Source organism: Pseudomonas sp. BCRC 81390, from assembly GCF_030341915.1.
GTDB lineage: Bacteria > Pseudomonadota > Gammaproteobacteria > Pseudomonadales > Pseudomonadaceae > Aquipseudomonas.
Genome location: NZ_JATAAG010000019.1, coordinates 230608 through 249307, shown reverse-complemented (window position 1 = coordinate 249307; position 18700 = coordinate 230608). Strand labels below are relative to the sequence as shown.

The following is an 18700-nucleotide window of genomic DNA, read 5'->3' as shown; positions in this document are numbered from 1 at the left end:
AAAAGCAAATCGCAAAATTCAACGCCATGTGTAAAAATACACAAAACGTTGATTTTGCGATTTGCCATGTCCCTGACACCCGAAGCAGAACGCCAGCTTACCCTCACCGTGCTCAAGGCCGCCATCCAGGCCATGGGCAGCGTTGCCCCACGCAACCTGGAAATCCTCCTGCATGACCTTGACCAACCGGAACACTCCGTGGTGGCGATCGTCAACGGCCACCTTTCCGGCCGCAGCGTCGGTAGCCCGATCCTCGCCGCACCGGAACAGGACCAAGGCTTCAAGGCGCTGATGCAAGCCTCGGCCGACCAGCAAGGCTGCGCGCCGGTGGTCGTTCCCGACTACCCCACCACCCTCAGAGGCCGCACCTTGCGCAGCGCCACGGCAATCTTCCGTGACAGCACCGGCCACCCCTTCGCCAGCCTTTGCGTCAACACCGATGTCACCGGCCTCGACGCCGCCATGAGCTTTCTCCAGCAGTTCCAGCCATTGGCTACGGCCCCGACCGTCAACGAGCCCGCCGACATGGAGCTGCTGATGAGCGAAATCATCCAGGCCTCGCTGCAGCGCAGCGGCCAAGGGCGGATGAACAAGCAGGCCAAGGTCGAGGCCGTGCGGGTGATGCAGGAACGCGGCCTGTTCATCGTCAAGGGCGGGGTGGAAAAAGCCGCCAATGCCTTAGGGGTGACCCGCTACACCATATACAACTACCTCGAGCAACTGCGCGGAGCCAGCCAATGACCTTGCATATCCCTACCCCCTTGATCGAATCCCGCCCGCTGTCGCTGGCAGCCGGGTGCAACATCTGGCTCAAGCTCGACGCCCTGCAGCCCTGCGGTTCGTTCAAGTTGCGCGGTGTCGGCCATGCCTGCGAAGTGCAGCATGCCCGTGGCGCGCGGCATTTCGTTTCCTCCTCAGGCGGCAACGCCGGCCTGGCGGTCGCCTATGCCGGGCGCAAGCTGGGCGTGCCGGTGACCGTGGTGGTGCCCGAAACCACCACCGAGCGGGCCCGGGAACTGCTACGCCTGGAAGGCGCCAAGGTGGTGGTCCACGGTAGTTCCTGGCAGGAAGCCAACACGCTGGCGCAAACGCTGGTCGGCCAGGGTGATGCTTTCATCCACCCGTTCGATGACCCACTGCTGTGGGCTGGCCATGCCAGCCTGGTGGACGAGGTTGCCGCGGCCGGCCTGAAGCCGGATGCCGTGGTGCTCTCGGTGGGCGGTGGTGGCCTGCTTTGCGGGGTGGTCGAGGGGCTGCAACGTAACGGCTGGGACGATGTGCCGGTGCTGGCAGTGGAAACCACGGGCGCGGCGTCGCTGCATGCGGCCCTGCAGGCAGGGCATCCGGTCGAGCTGGAGCGTATCGATTCGGTCGCCACGTCACTGGGGGCCAAGCGTGTCGCCGACCAGGCACTGACCTGCGCCGGCCAGCACCCGGTGCATAGCCGTGTGGTCAGCGACCGTGCCGCCCTGGAAGCCTGCGAGCGGTTCCTGCTCGATCATCGTGTGCTGGTAGAGCCGGCCTGCGGTGCCGCGCTGGCATTGGCTTACGACGCGGTCGCGCTGGCCGGCTACAGTAACGTGCTGATGGTGGTGTGTGGCGGGGCCACCGCTACCCTGGCGCAGATCCACGCCTGGCTGGCCGCGGCCCAATGAAGCGCGGGCGTGGCGAAGTCAACCTTCGCCGCGCCGACGCGAACCGCCGTGGCTGTGTTGCCCACCCACACGCGCCTTCTCCGCACGGTCCTGTTTCAGGTCCTTGCCAGACCCACCCTTGCGCCCGGCGTCATGGACCCGTTGTGGGTCATCGGCAAAACCGTGGCCGTTGTCGTGATGCTTGGTCATGCTATGTCTCCCTGAGGCAAAGAATGCCCAATATTGGAGATCAGCGCGGGACCGATGATTGCCTTGCCCTGACCAATGGCTCAGGGCAACCAGCGAGGTCATGGATAATCATCAGAATGGTCACATGAGCATGTTCTACTGAGCCCGCACGACCGCAAAAGCCACTGCAACGTCAGCAACCCTGACGAAATGCATATCCCGCCCTTTCGGTCTGCGGCAAGTGAAGGCACAATGCGTGTCCTTTTTTTGGCCGGCCTGGCCGGGGGCCTTTAAATGATCAAGACGCCGTACTACCTCATCGATAAAACCAAGCTGCTGGGCAACATGGAGAAGATCGCCTACGTGCGCGAACACTCCGGTGCCAAGGCACTGCTCGCTCTCAAGTGCTTTGCCACCTGGTCAGTCTTCGACCTGATGCAACAGTACATGGACGGCACCACCTCTTCCTCGCTGTACGAGCTCAAGCTCGGCCGCCAGAAGTTTGCCGGCGAGACCCACGCCTACAGCGTGGCCTGGGCCGACGACGAGGTCGAGGAGATGCTCGAGAACTGCGACAAGATCATCTTCAACTCCATCGGCCAGCTGCAGCGCTTCGCCGAACAGTCCGAAGGCAAGGTCCGCGGCCTGCGTGTCAACCCGCAGGTCAGCAGCTCCGACTACCTGCTGGCCGACCCGGCCCGCCCGTTCAGCCGCCTGGGCGAATGGGACCCGGCCAAGGTCGAACAGGTGATTTCGCAAATCTCCGGCTTCATGTTCCACAACAACTGCGAAAACGGCGACTTCGGCCTGTTCGACAAGATGCTCAGCCACATCGAAGAGCGCTTCGGCCACCTGCTGCACCAGGTCGAATGGGTCAGCCTCGGTGGCGGCATCCACTTCACCGGTGAAGACTATGCCCTGGACGCCTTCTGCGCGCGCCTGAAAGCCTTCTCGGAAAAATACGCCGTGCAGGTGTACCTGGAGCCGGGCGAAGCGGCCATCACCAACAGCGCCTCGCTGGAAGTGACCGTGCTCGACACGCTGTACAACGGCAAGCACCTGGCCGTGGTCGACAGCTCGATCGAAGCGCACATGCTCGACCTGCTGATCTATCGCCTCAACGCCAAGATGGCCCCGAACGACGGTGCCCATACCTACATGGTCTGCGGCAAGTCGTGCCTGGCCGGCGACATCTTCGGCGAATACCAATTCGACCGCCCGCTGGCCATCGGCGATCGCCTGTCGTTCGTCGACGCGGCGGGTTACACCATGGTCAAGAAAAACTGGTTCAACGGTCTGAAAATGCCATCCATCGTGGTCAAGCAACTCGACGGCAGCGTCGAAGTGGTGCGCGAGTTCGGTTTCGAAGACTACGTTTCCAGCCTGTCGTAAGACCGGCTTTCAGTAAGGAGCAAGGGATAAATTGAAGAAGAACGTTCTTATCATTGGTGCAGGAGGTGTCGCCAAGGTGGTGGCCCACAAGTGCGCGCAGCATAACGACGAACTGGGTCGTATCGCTATCGCGTCACGGAACATCTCCAAATGCCAGGCCATCATCGACAGCGTCAAGGCCAAGGGTAGCCTCAAGGTACCCGCCGACATCCAGGCCTTCTCGCTCAATGCCCTCGATGTCGAGGCGACCAAGGCACTGATCCGCGAGACCGAATCGCAGATCGTGATCAACGTCGGTTCCGCCTTCCTCAACATGTCGGTGCTGCGTGCCTGCATCGATACCGGTGTCGCCTACCTGGACACCGCCATCCACGAAGAGCCGGGGAAAATCTGCGAGACCCCGCCATGGTACGGCAACTACGAGTGGAAACACCTCGAGGAGTGCCAGGCCAAGAACATTACCGCCATTCTCGGCGTCGGTTTCGACCCGGGTGTGGTGAACAGCTACGCCAAACTGGCGCAACAACAGTATTTCGACAGCATTGACTCGATCGACATTCTCGATGTCAATGCCGGTTCGCATGGCAAGTACTTTGCCACCAACTTCGACCCGGAGATCAACTTCCGTGAATTCACCGGGCAAGTCTGGAGCTGGCAGAACAGCCAGTGGACCAGCAACAGCATGTTCGAAGTCAAGCGTACCGACGACCTGCCGGTGGTTGGTTCGCAGAACCTGTACCTGACTGGCCACGATGAAGTTCATTCGCTCTCGAAGAACCTCAACGTGCCGAACGTACGTTTCTGGATGAGCTTCGGCGAACACTATATCAACGTGTTCACCGTGCTGAAGAACCTGGGCCTGCTCTCCGAGCAACCGGTGAAGACCGCCGAAGGCCTGGAAGTGGTACCGCTGAAGGTGGTCAAGGCCGTACTGCCGGACCCCGCCTCGCTGGCTCCGGGCTACACCGGCAAGACCTGCATCGGCGACCTGGTCAAGGGCACCAAGGATGGCCAGCCGCGCGAAGTGTTCATCTACAACGTGGCCGACCACGAAGAAGCCTACGCCGAGACCGACAGCCAGGGTATTTCCTACACCGCCGGGGTTCCGCCGGTGGCTGCCGCCCTGCTGGTTGCCCGTGGCGAGTGGGATGCCAAGCGCATGGTCAACGTCGAGGAGCTGCCAGCCGAGCCATTCCTCAAGGCGCTGGACGTGATGGGCCTGCCGACCCGCATCAAGGATGAAAAAGGCGACCGTCCATGGGACGCTGAAGCCTAAGCGGCACAAGAAGGGGGCGCCATTCAGGCGCCCCTTCTTTTTGCCTGTCCGGGCCTCATCGCCGGCAAGCCAGGCTGGTGCCATCCACCGCGCCGCCTGCTTCGCGGATAAATCCGCTCAACAATTGACAATGCTGACTTGCCAGCGAGCAGCCTCCTTATTTCCGGGCCTCGAGGATCAGGTTGAACGGTGTCTGCGTCGCCCGCCGGAACCGGCTGAACCCAGCCTCCTCGAACACTGCACGCAAGCGCGCCTCCCCGGCTTGGGCGCCCAGCCCCAAGCCCACCTCCTGGGATAACGAGTTCGGTGTGCAAATGAACGTCGAGGCGGCATAGAACAAGCGCCCGACCGGCGTCAGGTTGCCCTCCAGCGAATCTTCGGCATAGGGTTCCACCAGCATCACCGTGCCGTCTGCCTTCAACGCGCGGTAGGCATGTTTCGCCGCGCCCACCGGGTCCCCCATGTCGTGCAGGCAATCGAAGAAACACACCAGGTCATGGTCATGCCCCGGATAGTCCTTGGCGCTGGCCTGCTGGAACGTCACCCGCCCCACCAACCCCGCTTCGCGCGCGCGTTCATTGGCCGTGGTAATGGAAGGCCCGTGGTAGTCGTAGCCAATGAAAGTCGAGGCCGGAAATGCCTCGGCCATGACCAGCGTCGAAGCACCATGCCCGCAACCGACGTCAGCCACCTTGGCGCCTGCCTGCAACTTGGCGACCACACCCTCGAGCGTCGGTAGCCATTCGGCCACCAGAAACGTGCGGTAACCCGGCCGAAAGAACCGCTCGGTACCGCTGAACATGCAGGGGTGATGGTCACCCCAGGCCAACCCGCCGTCACCGCGCATAGCCGCAACCAGTTTGTCCTTGTCATGGAACAGTGCCGCCACTACCGCCGCGCCACCGGCCATGTAGGCCGGGGAATCTTCCAGCGCCAGGGCCATGGCCTGTTCTTCGGGCAATACGAAGCGGCCCTGGTCATGCACCATGTAGCCGGACGCGGCCTGGGCGTTGAGCCATTCGCGCACCAGCCGCGGGTGGCAGCCGGTCTTTGCCGCCAGTGCCTCAGGGGTGGTCGGCTGGCTATCGGCCATGGCCCGGTACAACCCCAGTTCGTCGCCGAGTATCACATTGGCCAGGGTTGCCGCCGCGCCCATGTCGGCCACCAGCTTGCCCATGAAATCGTGAAGCCTTGCCTCGTCCATGACCTGCCCTCCTCTGCAAGAAGGCCATCGCCAGCGAGGGACGTCCGCTCCGGGGAGGCGGTGGTCGGGTGGATGGTGTTGGCCTGCCGAGCGCTACCCGGTGCAGGCCACTGGTAAGTCTAGTTGCCCTGTTTGGAACGCTGTGCCTGTTCGGCCAGTTTTTCCAGCAGTGCCTTGGCCAACGCTTTGTCCGAGAACGGGTTCTGCCCGGTGATCAGTTCGCGGTCCACCACCACGTTGGGTTGCCAGGCCTTGGCGTAGCCCATGTCGCCGCCTGCAATCGCCATGGCAGTCGCCGGGTAGAACAACAGGCGCTGGCCCTTGAGCGAACCCTCGAACACCTGCTCTTCCGGGTCGGAGAAGATGGTCATCCGGTAGCCCTTGTACACCCAGCCCTTGGCTGCCGGCTTGTCGCCACGTGCCAGCGCGGCCTGATAGCCTGCCGGGTCCTGCTGGGCCGAGAGTAAGGCGATGGGGCCATGGCAGATGGCCGCGGTAGGTTTGCCAGCCTGGTGGAAATGCCGCAGCAAGGCGCCCACGTCCGGGTTGTTGGCCAGGTCGATCAACGGCGCATGGCCACCGGGGACGAACAGCCCGGCATAACGGCTTGGATCGCCTGCCAGTACCTCGCTCACCGACAGGGTATCGTCGATGTCGGGCAGGTTTTGGACGACCTCTTCGATGCGCTTCATCTCGGCTGCATCGCCGCCAAAATAGCTCGGGTCGATCGAACGCGGGTCGACGCTCGGGGCGTTGCCCTTCGGCGTTACCAGCACCAGTTTGTAACCAGCCTTGAGCAACTGGTCGGCTGGCACGCCGAACTCGTTGAGGTAATAACCAGTGGGGTAGCCTTGGCCGTCCTGCAACGGCAGCTGGCGCTCGCTGGACAACAGTACCAGCACCTCGCCCTTGAGCGCGGCCTGGGTACCGGCGGCAAGCAGGGAGGCAGCCACGGCAAGGGCAAGCCTGGACATCTGGATCATGCAGCACTCTCCTCGAGCAACTCATGGGCCATCCGGACAGGGCGACCCGATGCGCTCATGCTAGTGGCCAGGCTATGATTCGATAATTCGAAAGCTTGCATGCCTGTAATCCAGAAAATGAATATCGCCAGCAAAGACTTCAACCTGCTGTACCTGTTCCATGTGCTGTATCAGGAACGCAATGCCACCCTCGCCGCCCAGCGCATGGCGCTGAGCCAGCCTGCGCTCAGCCACAAACTCAACAAGCTGCGCCATCAGTTCGGCGACCCCTTGTTCGTACGCGCGCCCCGCGGCCTGACGCCCACGCCGCGTGCCCATGAACTGGCACCCCAGGTGGAACGCCTGGTGGTGAGCCTGGAAGGTTTCTATGAACGTTGCGAAGGCCAGGACTTCCTCGCCCGCCCTGCCCGGCTGCACCTGTACAGCACCGATTATGTCGAACAGACCCTGTTACCCAGGCTGCTGCCGCTGCTGCGCAGCCAGGCACCGAACCTGACCCTGGTGACCCACAACACCCGTGGCCAACTACCCCGCGAAGCGCTGGAGAAAGGCACCTGTGACCTCGCCGTTGCCGGGTTCTACACCGACCTGCCGGACACCTTCCACCAGCAGCGCCTGCTCAACGAACAACTGGTCGTGTTGGCGTCATGCAGCCATCCAGGCCTGGGCAAAGGCCTGGACCTCGACACCTTCCTGGCCAGCGACCATCTGCTCACCACCCTCACCGGCGACCTCGACGGCCTGGTCGACCGCGCACTGCGCAGCCAAGGCAAGCAGCGGCGGGTGGTAGCTGGCTTGTCCAGTTTCATCGCCCCGGCGCGCTTGCTGCGTGGCACCGACTTGCTGCTGACCTGCCTGCGCTCGCTGGCCGTCGAAGCCAGCGCGCGCGATGATGACCTGGTGATGTACCCGCTGCCGCTGGCGCTGCCGGGCATCGAGGTGATGCAGATCTGGCACGAGCGCACCCATGCCGATCCCCTGCGGCGGTGGTTCCGCCAACAGCTCTGGGCGGTAGCCCAGCAAGCGGCGATCAGCACGGGTAACAATTCCTAAACAACAATGTGACATTTTTTTTCAGCTTTCTCGCCAAGGAGCTGTCAAATGAAGGTCACGGTTTTCGGTACCGGTTATGTTGGCCTCACCCAGGCAGTGTGCCTGGCCCAGGTGGGGCATTCGGTGTTGTGCATGGATGTCGACGCCGCGCGGGTCGCCGCCCTCAATGCAGGCCACTGTCCGATCTTCGAGCCGGGCCTGGCGCCAATGCTGGTGAACAACCTGGCTTGTGGTCGGCTGCGCTTCACCACCGACGCCAGCGAAGCGGCCAACTATGCCAGGTTGCAGTTCATCGCGGTCGGCACCCCGCCACAGGCCGATGGCAGCGCCGACCTCAGGCACGTGTTCGCGGTGGTCGACAGCATCCTCGAACATGCCGACGCCCCCAAGGTGATCGTCAACAAATCCACCGTCCCCGTCGGCACGGTGCACCGCATCAAGGCGCGCATCGCCCAAGCCGTGGGTGACGCTCGCCGCTTTCAGGTCATCAGCAACCCCGAGTTCCTCAAGGAGGGTTCGGCCGTGGACGACTGCATGCGCCCGGAGCGCATCATCATCGGTGGCGCGGAACCTGCCGAGGTGGAGCTGCTGCGCGAGCTGTACCTGCCGTTCAGCCGCAACCGCGAAAAGCTCATGGTCATGGACGCGCGCAGCGCCGAGCTGACCAAGTACGCGGCCAACTGCATGCTGGCGACCAAGATCTCGTTCATCAACGAAATCGCCAACCTGGCCGAGCACCTGGGCGCCGATATCGAGATGGTGCGCCGTGGCATCGGTTCTGATCCGCGCATCGGCTACGACTTCATCTATGCCGGCTGCGGCTTCGGTGGCTCGTGCTTCCCCAAGGACCTGCAGGCCCTGCGCCGCAGCGCCGAGGCCGAAGGCTTCGAGCCGCAGCTGTTGCGTGCGGTGGAGTCGGTCAACGAGCGGCAAAAGGGCCGGCTGTTCAGCAAGATCCAGCGTCATTACCCAGGTGGCGTGCGAGGCAAGGTCTTCGCCTTGTGGGGGTTGTCGTTCAAGCCCAACACCAACGACATTCGCGAAGCCTCCAGCCGAGTGCTGCTGGAAGCATTGTGGGCCGCCGGGGCGCGGGTACAGGCACATGACCCACAGGCCATGGACGAGATCCAGCGGCACTATGGCACGCGCCGCGACCTGCGCCTGATGCCCTGCAAGGACGATGCGCTACGCGGCGCCGATGCCTTGGTGATCGTCACCGAATGGCAGGATTACCGCGTACTCGACCTGGACAAGGTGCTCCAGCAATTGGCCGACCGCGTGGTATTCGACGGGCGCAACCTGTTCGAACCGGAGCATATGGCCGCCGCTGGCCTGACTTACTACGGCATCGGCCGTGGCCAGGGGCAACCCGCATGCCCGTACTGATTACCGGTGTGGCCGGGTTCATCGGCTACCACGTGGCGCGGCGCCTGTGCGAGGCCGGCATCGAGGTGGTCGGCATCGACAACCTCAATGCCTACTACAGCGTCAAGTTGAAGCTGGCACGCTTGCAGCAGCTGTTCGACTTCGCCACCTTCCGCTTCCATACCCTCGACATTACCCACCCGGCAGAGCTGCAACAGTTGTTCGCCGCGCAGCCGTTCAGTGAGGTGATCCACCTGGCGGCGCAGGCCGGGGTGCGTTATTCGCTGGACAACCCCAGTGCCTATGGGCAGGCCAACCTGGTTGGCTTTCTAAATGTGCTCGAGGCCTGCCGCCAGCGCCCGCCGCGCCACTTCATCTATGCCTCCAGCAGCTCGGTTTACGGGGCCAACGCCAAACTGCCGTTCAGCGTCGACGACCGGGTCGAGCAACCGCTATCGCTCTATGCCGCCAGCAAACGCGCCAACGAACTGATGGCGCACAGCTATGCCCACCTGTATCAGCTGCCGACCTCCGGGCTGCGTTTCTTCACGGTCTACGGCCCCTGGGGCCGCCCGGACATGGCCCTGTTCACGTTCACCCGCGCCATTCTCGAAGGCCGGCCGATCGCGGTCTACAACAACGGCCTGATGGCTCGCGACTTCACCTACATAGACGACATCGTCGAGAGCATCGTGCGCTTGCGCCTGAAGCCGCCAGTGCCGGCCGGGGGGCAACCGCCCTGTCAGTTGTTCAACATCGGCCGTGGCCAGCCGGTACGGCTCCTGCAATTCATCGAATGCCTGGAGCAGTCCCTGGGCATCCAGGCCCAGCGCGACTACCTGCCGCTGCAACCCGGCGACGTGTTGCAAACCTGGGCCGATGTCGGCGGGCTGGAGCGCTGGATCGGCTACACCCCCGGCACATCGCTGGCACATGGCGTCAATGCGTTCGTGGCCTGGTACCGCGACTACTACCGGGTCTGAACCGCCCAACTACAACAGGATCACAAGTCCCCCATGACAGCCCCACTTGAGCTTTCGGTACTCATACCGGCGAGGAACGAGGCCGACAACCTGCCGGCACTGCTGCAGGAAATCCGCGCCGCACTGGCAACCCTGGACTACGAAGTACTGGTGGTCGATGACGGCAGCAGCGACCACACCCTGAGTGCCCTGCAACAGGTGAAGAGCCAGGGCTACCCGCAATTGCGCATCCTCCGCCACGCGCACTCGCTGGGCCAGAGCACTTCACTGTGGCACGCCGCCGAAGCGGCGCGCGGCCAGTGGCTGGCCACCCTTGACGGCGATGGGCAGAACGACCCGGCGGATATCCCCGGCATGCTGGCCCTGGTACGCGCCAACCCGCATTTGCCAGGCAACCTCAAGCTGGTGGCCGGGCACCGCGTCAACCGTCACGACAGCACCAGCAAACGCTGGGCCTCGCGCCTTGCCAACGGCCTGCGCCGCCGCCTGCTCAGGGATGCCACGCCCGACACCGGCTGCGGGTTGAAACTGGTCGAGCGCGCGGCCTTCCTGCGCCTGCCCTACTTCGATCACATGCACCGGTTCATTCCGGCGCTGATCCTGCGCCACAACGGGCGCATGCTGGTCCACCCGGTCAACCACCGGCCGCGTCAGGCCGGGGTGTCCAAATACGGCAACCTGGACCGCGCCCTGGTTGGCATCCTCGACCTGTTCGGGGTCTGGTGGCTGATCCGCCGTACCCGCCTGGACACGCGCCCGCAGGAACTCGAAGGATGACCCGTGAAAGCTTGTGGCTGATCGTCGGTTTCGCCGGCCAGGCCGTGTTCACCGGGCGCTTCGTACTGCAGTGGCTGTACAGCGAGTTCAAACGCCGCAGCCTCATCCCGGTGGGCTTCTGGTACCTGAGCATGCTTGGCAGCGCGTTGCTGCTGGCCTACGCCATCTATCGCCAGGACCCGGTGTTCATCATTGGCCAGAGCTTCGGTCTCCTGGTCTACCTGCGCAACCTGCAGCTGATCGCCCGCCACCCGCAACAGAAGGAATAGCCCGTGCCAAGGTTCGACTCGCTCATGGCCGAACGCCTGGCGCTGATGGCCCTGGCGCTGCTACTGGTGGGTGCCGGTATCGGCTGGCGCCAGCCGATGAATGTGGATGAGGAGCGCTTCCTCGGCGTTGCCCTGGAAATGCTGCAGAGCGGTCACTGGTTCATCCCGCACCGGGCGGCTGAAATCTATGGTGACAAGCCACCGTTGTTCATGTGGACCGTAGCCCTCTTCACCAATCTGACCGGCTCGCCCAGCATCGCCCTGTACCTGCCCGGGCTGTTATCGGCAGCGACCATCACCTGGGTGCTGCACGACCTGGGGCGGCGCCTGTGGAACCGGCGCATCGGCGTGATCGCCGCCCTGCTGTTCCTTGCCACCTACCAAAGCTACAGCATCCTGCGCACCGGGCAGATCGACAGCTTTCTGTGCCTGTGGGTGGCGCTGGGCCTCTATGGCCTGCTGCGCCACCTGCTGCTGGGGCCGGCCTGGGGTTGGTTCTACCTGGCTTGCGCGGCCATGGGCTTGGGTATCATCAGCAAGGGCGTGGGCTTTGTGCCTGCGCTGGTATTGCTGCCGTATGCCTGGGCGGTGCGCCAGCATTGGCACGGCGTGGTGGCGATGCCCGGCCAGGCCCGGCGCTGGAGCCTGGGCTTGTTATGCCTGCTGGCCGGTTGCGCGGTGTGGCTGTTGCCGCTGCTGGTGTCGATTGCCCAGGGGGGCGGCGCGGCAGAACTGGCCTACCTGAAGGAAATCCTGTTGCGCCAGACCGCCGGCCGCTATACCAATGCCTGGGACCACCGTGAGCCGGTCTGGTACTTCTTCGTCAAAGTAATCCCAAAATACTGGCTGCCACTGGTGCTGGCGTTGCCGTGGCTGGTACCGGCCTGGCATCGGCAGCTGCAGAAGCACGACGGCCGCTTCCTGTTGCTGCTCGGCTGGGTGGCGCTGGTGCTGCTGTTCTTCAGCCTCAGCAGTGGCAAGCGCAAGCTGTATATCTTCCCGGCATTGCCGGGCCTGGTGCTGGCCATCGCGCCGCTGCTGCCCTGGCTGCTCAAGCGTTGGCTACGGCGCCGGCCAACCTGGCGCAAAGGGTTCACCACCATAGCCCTGGTATGGTTCGCGCTATGGTTCGCGCGCGGCTGGGTCGAGCCCTTTAAAGAAGGCCGCAACCCACATGACACCTTGATGAGCGAAGCCGCGCGCGTCACCGGCGGCGCCGAACTGGTGCTGGTTGGCTGGCGCGAGGGGCATTGGCTGTTTGCCCGCCAACCTATCGTGCATTTTGGCTTCAGCGGGCAATCCAGGGCAGATACGGCCGCCTACTGGCTGCGTCATCACCCTGCGGCCTACGCCTTGGTCCCGGCCGCCGCACTGGGCCGCTGCTTCAGTGCCGAGAAGGCGCGCAGGCTCGGCGAAACCTCGCGCGCCGAGTGGTATGTGGTCGCCGCCGATGCCGACACTGGCCAATGCCAAGCGGCAGCGCCCAGGCATGTCTATCACTTCGCCTGGGCGAGCCCTGCCGGTAACCCGCCAGCGTTGCGCCGGCCACCGCAACCTTAGGGCCAGCAGCGCTTGCAGAAATATTGAGCGCCACACCTTCTGCGCGTGCTTCAGGCCGCCTGTTCAGGCGGGTGCCACAGGTCGCGATGAACTGCCTGAACTTCAAATCCACTTGCAATCGGCGCTTGCTCAAAATACTGTATGAATAATCAGTATCCGGTATGACGCCATGCAACTCATTGCCAAACTCGGCATCCTCGCCGACGCCGCCAAGTACGACGCCTCCTGTGCCAGCAGCGGCGCGCCCAAGCGCAATTCGCGGGGTGGTGATGGCCTGGGTGCCACCAACGGCATGGGCATCTGCCACAGCTACACCCCCGACGGCCGCTGCGTGTCGCTGCTCAAGGTGCTGCTGACCAACTTCTGCCTGTACGACTGCCAGTACTGCGTGAACCGCCGCTCCAGCAACGTGCCCCGCGCCCGTTTCACCCCCGAGGAAGTGGTGCGCCTGACCCTGGATTTCTACCGACGCAACTGCATCAGCGGCCTGTTCCTCAGTTCCGGCATCATCCGCTCGGCCGACTACACCATGGAACAGTTGATCCGCGTGGCCCGGCTGTTGCGCGAGGAACACAACTTCCGCGGCTACATCCACCTCAAGACCATCCCTGATGCCGACCCGCTGTTGATCGAAGAAGCCGGTCGCCTGGCCGACCGCCTCAGTGTCAACATCGAACTGCCCACCGACGCCAGCCTGAAGCGCCTGGCGCCGGAAAAGCAGGCCCACACCATTCGCCAGGCAATGGGCGTCATCCACCAGGGCCAGCAAGCCGTGGCCAACGAACCCAAGGCTCCACGCTTCACCCCCGCCGGGCAGAGCACCCAGGTGATCGTCGGTGCCGACAATACCGACGACAGCACTCTGCTGCGCAACGCCGAGTCGCTGTACCAAGGCTACGGTCTCAAGCGCGTTTACTACTCCGCCTTCAGCCCGATCCCCGACAGCCCGGGCAGCGTGCCCCTGGCGGCACCGCCGCTGCTGCGCGAGCACCGCCTGTACCAGGCCGACTTCCTGTTGCGTGGTTATGGCTACCAGGCCGGGGAGCTGCTCGGCCAAGGCGACAACCTGGCATTGGACATCGACCCCAAGCTGGCCTGGGCACTGGCCAACCGAGAGGTCTTTCCGCTGGATGTGAACCGCGCTGAACCCGCGCTGCTGGCGCGCATTCCGGGTATCGGCCTGCGTAGCGTTCAGCGCCTGGTCGCGTTGCGACGCGAGCGGCGCATTCGCTATGACGACCTGATCCAGCTGCGTTGTGTGCTGGACAAGGCGCGGCCGTTCATTGTCACCAGCGACTACCGCCCGGCCCAGGCCGAGCTGCGCAGCGGCCTGTTGCGGGCCCGTCTGCGCGAGCCACAGGCACCGGTGCAGATGGGGTTGTGGGGATGATTGCGCTGGACTGCGATGATCTGTTCGCAACCTGGCGTGAGCAGGCGCGCGTATTGTTAGGGCATGGTGTCGATCCCGCGGAAGTTACCTGGTCGCAAGGGCCGATGGCCGACTTGCTGGCCATACCGACACCGCTCCCGGAAGGCCCTGGCCCTTTTCGTGCCAAGGTACCGGCGGCCCTGCTGGATCTGCTGCAACAGGCCGCACACTACCGTGGCGAGCAACGCTGGAACCTCCTCTACGAGGTGCTCTGGCGTGTGGCCCACGGCGACCGCACCGCGATGCTGGCGGGGGATCGGCTGGGCAGCGAACTGCATCGGCGGATCAAGCAGGTCAGCCGCGAGGCGCACCATTTGCACGCCTTTGTACGCTTCGTGCCATTGCCGGAGGCCTTGGCGAGCCACTTGCAGCTGGACCTTGTGGCTTACCACGAGCCGGCCCATGACATCCTCGAAAGCGCCAGCCCGCACTTCGCCGACCGCCTGGGGCGCCTGCGTTGGTTGATCGCCACCCCGCGCGATGGCATACGCTTCGACGGCCAGGCGTTCGAATACCGTCGGCAATGCCCCGAGGCCTGGCGCCACTGGGCGCGCAACGCCGATGACCCGGGCGCCGAGCTATGGCGCACCTATTACCGCCACACTTTCAACCCTGCCCGCCTCAACCCCGATGCCTTGCGTCTGCACATGCCGGGAAGGTTCTGGCGACACTTGCCGGAGGGCATGCTGATACCCCAGCTTGAAGGTCTGGCGCGTCAGGGCAAGCAACGCGACGGCCAAGCGCTGGAAGTGGCAGCGCAGGCTGGCAAACAAATCAACAAGCCAACACGGTCGGTGTAGGAGCGGGCTCGCCCGCGAAGCAGGCAGCACGGTGGTTGGGTTGCCGCAGGCCGCCGAACCGCCGCTCGCGTCAATCCAGCATCCAGCCCGTATCGCCCTCTTCGAGCACACCACCATGATCGGTTCGATCGCCCTTGCGCGCGACGGCTGCACCTTCGATCAGAAAATGCGCAGCACCACTGATTATTACGGCGCCACACGTGGTACGGTCCCCCACTCTGGCAACCGGCCTGCCATTGAAGGTGTACGCGGAACAGCCGCTTTCTACCTGGTTGGTGCCATGCAGCGGGCAGACATGCCGATGGCCTACGAGTATCACGGGTTTCATCGGGCGTCACCTTCAGACGGGGCAGTACGGGATTCACGGTCAATGGCTTCCGGCCAAAGTACCTTTGGCGCTAGACAGTGCATGTGGCTCAGGCCATCGTCATCGTTCCAGTCACGGGGTGGATGGACGAATTTCGGCAGGGCTTCAGGGCCTTGCTGCATGAACAGCCGGGCGATGGCCCAGTAAGCTTCGCCACGGTAGAGGTCATGAGCGAAGAACACGCGGTCGATGACTTCGTTGGTTTCCGGGTTGCGGACCGACAGCATGACGTTTTCGATCAGGCCACCGTGGCCGGGGGCGTAGACTCGGTAGACTTCGGCGGTTACGTCGTCCCAGTTGTAGGCGACCGGTTTTACGCCCCAGTGTTTGCGGCTGAACAGATAGATGTAGTGGAATCTGAATTGATAGAGATAGATTTTGCGTCGCAAGCGATTGAAACGGATGGGTTCGTCCCGTGGGAGCAAGAGATCCATCTTTACATAGGTCGCAATGGCCCACATGCCTACCGGAGGCATTAGAACCGCAATAAGACCAACATCCCAGTCGAGCGACCAGCTAAAGTCAAGCATGAGTGAATATAAATAGACTAGGCCGCCTAAAGAAACGAACAAAAATGGAATGCCCAGCAAAGTTGCGACACCACGCAAACTGACAGTAGAGCGAGAAAGCTCGAGGTAGACCTCGTCGAAATGATTTGGCGACGGGTCGATGTCTTCAAAGCTTAACAAAGGAGTTGCCTGCGATCTGACATCAGGTAGGTCATGGCTCCAACCTAAAGCTCGCTCGCAAAGAACCCTGGAGTTAGATTTCAATCATTACTCTCCTTTACGCAGACCTCAATATAAGTACTGTGCATGCTTCTATCTGGCCAGTACATCACCAATAGCGTCGCTGCACGGATAGTATGCGGCCCAATAGACGTCACTAGTTCTACTGTTCCAGTGATCTCCAGCCAGTTTGTTGCGAGGTCAGCAGAAACTGACGTCTGTTGATTTCTATTCAGCAAAAATTCACTTCTATAGTCAGGTAGACTTGGCTTAGAAAACTCAGCGAACTCTGACGATGGAGTGAGGGCTTCAACCGAGACAGCTTGGTACTCGTCCACCAGCAGGGTCTCTCCACCAATGAAATCGGGGAAGGTCCCGTCACCTTGACGATGCACTATTACAACCCAGCGAAAAGCCGAGTGCTCATCACTATATTTAGGCAGTACAATCTGAAATTTGAGTTTGTGCTCTAATTCTAGATTGACTAGACCGCCTATCTTGGAGCCCGCTGGATCGTTCGAGCGTTTGGATTCAAAATGGATTCCCGCACGCATGCCGAGCGTAGCCGCATTAAGTTCTGCAAATGCAATATCTGCATATTCAGGAGAAGCCCAATGGACAGCAGGATTCTCGTCAGCTTTTCCAAAGTAGCAGCGACGCGCCCACCGTTCGAGGGCAGTGGTTTCGTTTCCACTAGCTTGTTTTATAAGTGCGTAGGCGCCGAGAGCAAACAGCATAGCCAAACCCAGGGGACCCAGGAGGAAGGATTTAAAAATTGCGTAGACAAATAACCCAGTTGAAATTCCATACAAGAAACCTGCGCCAGCATGAAGCATGCTAGCCACGTGATCCCCAGCAGCCCATGCACGCTTAGCAGCAGAAAAAGCTTGTACCGTGTCAAAAACCCCAGCTATCGCACTTATGATGGCACCGATTCTTATCAGCGATACTCCAGTACCAGACGCGCTTTTTGCCCACGGTGCGGCAATATGCTGGGTACTTGACCTCAGAATGAGCCCCACCAGCTCAATCTGCCCACCCAACACGCCCAGCTGGGATCCTTGCAATGCCAACTTGGCCTCGTACGCCTTGGGCCCAATTTCCGCTTCCGCCTTTTCCTGATTCCGGCCCAGGCTGTCCTGCTGCAGATACAACCCGCCTATCGCCAACAGCACTTCCCAGCTCCCAGCCACCCCGCGCAACCCGGAAAAACCGGTCCTTACCAATCGCGCCGCCTGCTGCGAGGTGATCTTCATCCCTTGCAACAACCTGCGCGCATCGCTTTCCAAGGTCCCCGCCGCCACCGAGATATCCACCAGGGCAAGCTGCGCCAAGCTGCTCGCCTGGTTCACGCCCATGCTGGCTTCCTTGAACAACCGCCCATGCACTTCCTCGGCCGTGCCCTCGACCCACACCGTCACGCTGATCATCGTGTGGGTGAAGCGCGGGTCGAGCACGGCCAGGCTCATCAGCCCGTGCTGGATGATCGGCCGCACCTTGCGCATCGACTTCATCGAGCCAAACTCGAAATCGTCAAGGTTGCGCTGCATCCGGTCCCGCGCCGCGGCGATGGAGGCATTGGCCTTGTGCTGCATTTCCCGCAGGTGCTGGCTCTGCAGGGCGTAGTACTCGCCCAGCTTCATCTTCACTTCCAGCTCGATCAGCTGCACGCCGTTGTAGAGATACTGCGTGGCGCTGTTCAGATGCCGCACGGCTTTCTGGATGCCTGGCGACAGGCAGGGCGCCAGCCGCTGGCTGGCTGCGTTCAGCGCGCTTTGCGTTTCGGCGATGGCCTGCTTGAGGGTATTGCGCAGGCGCAAACCGGCGTCGTCACTGGCAATGATCTTGCTCAGCATGCTGTAGAGCTTGTCACTGTCATTCCAGCTGATGCCTCCATCCGCGGCAAAGCTCGGCAGCAGCCCGGCCAGCAATGCCCGGTCGCGCATCAGCAAGGCGCGGTAGGGTGGGCTGTCGGGGTCCTGCAGCCATTTCAGCCAGAGAGCCTCGCTGGTTCCGGCTGCGGGAATACGCGGCTCGGTGGCCGGTAGCATGGCTTCGGTAACGCCGCCACCCAGACACAGCGCCAGGGTCTCGGCATACGCCACGCCGGACTCACGGTCGTTACCGTCGTAGTCGTATGCCTCGACCACCTGGAACATCGGCGTATCGAACAAGGCAACGTACGCCTGCGCGTCCTGGTCGATGTAACGCTGAAACTCGCCTTCCTGCTGGTCGTAAGCCGCCTGGAACGCCGCGCGCTGCGGTTCGTGGTAGCGTTGTTCAAGCCGCTCGTCACTCTCCTGCTGCTTGCGCTCGACCAACTGTCGTCGCGCGACTGCCGGGTCGGTGAACACCGGTGGGGCATCACCGGTCAGCGGTTCCAGCGACGGCACTTCCTGCGCGGCCCGTTCCCTGTTGGTGGCACGAATGATCTGCAGGATCTGCGAGGTCTGCAGCTGATAGGCTCGCATCGGCTCCTCGCGCCAGGCCTGGCGCTTCACGACCCAGTTCAGGCGTTGCTGGTTGTACTCCTGGATCAGCCCGACGGTGTCGTCGAGCACCACGGCCAGCACGCCGTTTTCCAGTTGGTGGCGGTTGATCGCATTGATCAGGTAGCCACGCAGGGCGAACCGGCGCAGCCAGCGGCTATGGAAACCGTGCGCACTGTCGAACGGTGAACATGCCTGCTGT

18 protein-coding genes are annotated in these 18700 nt (G+C 62.6%); 12 read left to right on the top strand and 6 right to left on the bottom strand.

Going from position 1 to position 18700, the window contains the following annotated elements; translation table 11 throughout:
- Nucleotides 1-66 precede the first annotated feature (66 nt).
- On the top strand, nucleotides 67-741 hold the full coding sequence (locus tag QSV36_RS10060) for a helix-turn-helix transcriptional regulator (RefSeq protein WP_289131437.1): 675 nt from the start codon (nucleotides 67-69) through the stop codon (nucleotides 739-741).
- Complete coding sequence (locus QSV36_RS10055) at nucleotides 738-1655, top strand: pyridoxal-phosphate dependent enzyme (RefSeq protein WP_289131436.1); 918 nt, start codon at nucleotides 738-740, stop codon at nucleotides 1653-1655. Before QSV36_RS10060 ends, QSV36_RS10055 begins: the two co-directional genes overlap by 4 nt.
- Before the next feature lie 18 nt (nucleotides 1656-1673).
- Here the strand turns inward: QSV36_RS10055 and QSV36_RS10050 are convergent, their stop codons facing one another.
- The gene (locus QSV36_RS10050) at nucleotides 1674-1844 is read right to left on the bottom strand and encodes a KGG domain-containing protein (RefSeq protein WP_170029725.1); all 171 of its coding nucleotides are present in this window, start codon (nucleotides 1842-1844) and stop codon (nucleotides 1674-1676) included.
- Between the two features lie 273 nt (nucleotides 1845-2117).
- Between QSV36_RS10050 and nspC the strand changes: the two genes are divergently transcribed.
- Together nspC and QSV36_RS10040 are read left to right on the top strand one after the other, a co-directional pair.
- A complete protein-coding gene (nspC, locus tag QSV36_RS10045; protein ID WP_170029724.1) occupies nucleotides 2118-3215 on the top strand; it encodes a carboxynorspermidine decarboxylase in 1098 nt (365 codons plus the stop codon).
- 31 nt (nucleotides 3216-3246) lie between these two features.
- Nucleotides 3247-4491, top strand: coding sequence for a saccharopine dehydrogenase family protein (locus QSV36_RS10040; protein ID WP_289131435.1), 1245 nt, complete (start codon nucleotides 3247-3249; stop codon nucleotides 4489-4491).
- A 157-nt stretch (nucleotides 4492-4648) separates the two neighbouring features.
- Here QSV36_RS10040 and QSV36_RS10035 read toward each other — a convergent pair whose 3' ends face one another.
- A complete protein-coding gene (locus QSV36_RS10035) occupies nucleotides 4649-5695 on the bottom strand; it encodes a class I SAM-dependent methyltransferase (RefSeq protein WP_289131434.1) in 1047 nt (348 codons plus the stop codon).
- A gap of 119 nt (nucleotides 5696-5814) precedes the next feature.
- Complete coding sequence (locus QSV36_RS10030; RefSeq protein ID WP_289131433.1) at nucleotides 5815-6678, bottom strand: type 1 glutamine amidotransferase domain-containing protein; 864 nt, start codon at nucleotides 6676-6678, stop codon at nucleotides 5815-5817.
- Nucleotides 6679-6795: 117 nt separating this feature from the next.
- Here QSV36_RS10030 and QSV36_RS10025 point away from each other — a divergent pair, with 117 nt between their 5' ends.
- The 8 genes from QSV36_RS10025 (at nucleotide 6796) to QSV36_RS09990 (ending at nucleotide 14914) form a co-directional block, all read left to right on the top strand.
- Nucleotides 6796-7731, top strand: coding sequence for a LysR family transcriptional regulator (locus tag QSV36_RS10025; protein WP_289131432.1), 936 nt, complete (start codon nucleotides 6796-6798; stop codon nucleotides 7729-7731).
- Nucleotides 7732-7779: 48 nt separating this feature from the next.
- Nucleotides 7780-9117, top strand: coding sequence for a UDP-glucose dehydrogenase family protein (locus QSV36_RS10020; protein WP_289131431.1), 1338 nt, complete (start codon nucleotides 7780-7782; stop codon nucleotides 9115-9117).
- Entirely contained in the window at nucleotides 9105-10079 is a 975-nt protein-coding gene (locus QSV36_RS10015) for an NAD-dependent epimerase/dehydratase family protein (protein ID WP_289131430.1), read from the top strand. Before QSV36_RS10020 ends, QSV36_RS10015 begins: the two co-directional genes overlap by 13 nt.
- 33 nt (nucleotides 10080-10112) lie before the next feature.
- A complete protein-coding gene (locus tag QSV36_RS10010; protein ID WP_289131429.1) occupies nucleotides 10113-10856 on the top strand; it encodes a glycosyltransferase family 2 protein in 744 nt (247 codons plus the stop codon).
- Entirely contained in the window at nucleotides 10853-11125 is a 273-nt protein-coding gene (locus tag QSV36_RS10005; RefSeq protein ID WP_170029716.1) for a lipid-A-disaccharide synthase N-terminal domain-containing protein, read from the top strand. Before QSV36_RS10010 ends, QSV36_RS10005 begins: the two co-directional genes overlap by 4 nt.
- Nucleotides 11126-11149: 24 nt before the next feature.
- Nucleotides 11150-12685 carry an ArnT family glycosyltransferase gene (locus tag QSV36_RS10000; protein ID WP_502945665.1) on the top strand — a complete coding sequence of 512 codons (1536 nt, stop codon included), beginning with the start codon at nucleotides 11150-11152 and terminating at the stop codon, nucleotides 12683-12685.
- Nucleotides 12686-12854: 169 nt separating this feature from the next.
- On the top strand, nucleotides 12855-14075 hold the full coding sequence (locus tag QSV36_RS09995) for a putative DNA modification/repair radical SAM protein (protein ID WP_289131427.1): 1221 nt from the start codon (nucleotides 12855-12857) through the stop codon (nucleotides 14073-14075).
- Nucleotides 14066-14914 carry a TIGR03915 family putative DNA repair protein gene (locus QSV36_RS09990; RefSeq protein WP_289131426.1) on the top strand — a complete coding sequence of 283 codons (849 nt, stop codon included), beginning with the start codon at nucleotides 14066-14068 and terminating at the stop codon, nucleotides 14912-14914. Before QSV36_RS09995 ends, QSV36_RS09990 begins: the two co-directional genes overlap by 10 nt.
- A 70-nt stretch (nucleotides 14915-14984) precedes the next feature.
- On the opposite strand, the gene QSV36_RS09985 is transcribed toward QSV36_RS09990, so the two are convergent.
- From QSV36_RS09985 to QSV36_RS09975, 3 genes are all read right to left on the bottom strand, one after another.
- Complete coding sequence (locus tag QSV36_RS09985; protein ID WP_289131425.1) at nucleotides 14985-15242, bottom strand: PAAR domain-containing protein; 258 nt, start codon at nucleotides 15240-15242, stop codon at nucleotides 14985-14987.
- A complete protein-coding gene (locus tag QSV36_RS09980; RefSeq protein WP_289131424.1) occupies nucleotides 15239-16054 on the bottom strand; it encodes a DUF6708 domain-containing protein in 816 nt (271 codons plus the stop codon). Before QSV36_RS09980 ends, QSV36_RS09985 begins: the two co-directional genes overlap by 4 nt.
- Nucleotides 16051-18700 (bottom strand): T6SS effector BTH_I2691 family protein (locus QSV36_RS09975; RefSeq protein WP_289131423.1); only part of this gene is annotated, 2650 nt, incomplete at its 5' end. The genes QSV36_RS09975 and QSV36_RS09980, both read right to left, overlap by 4 nt.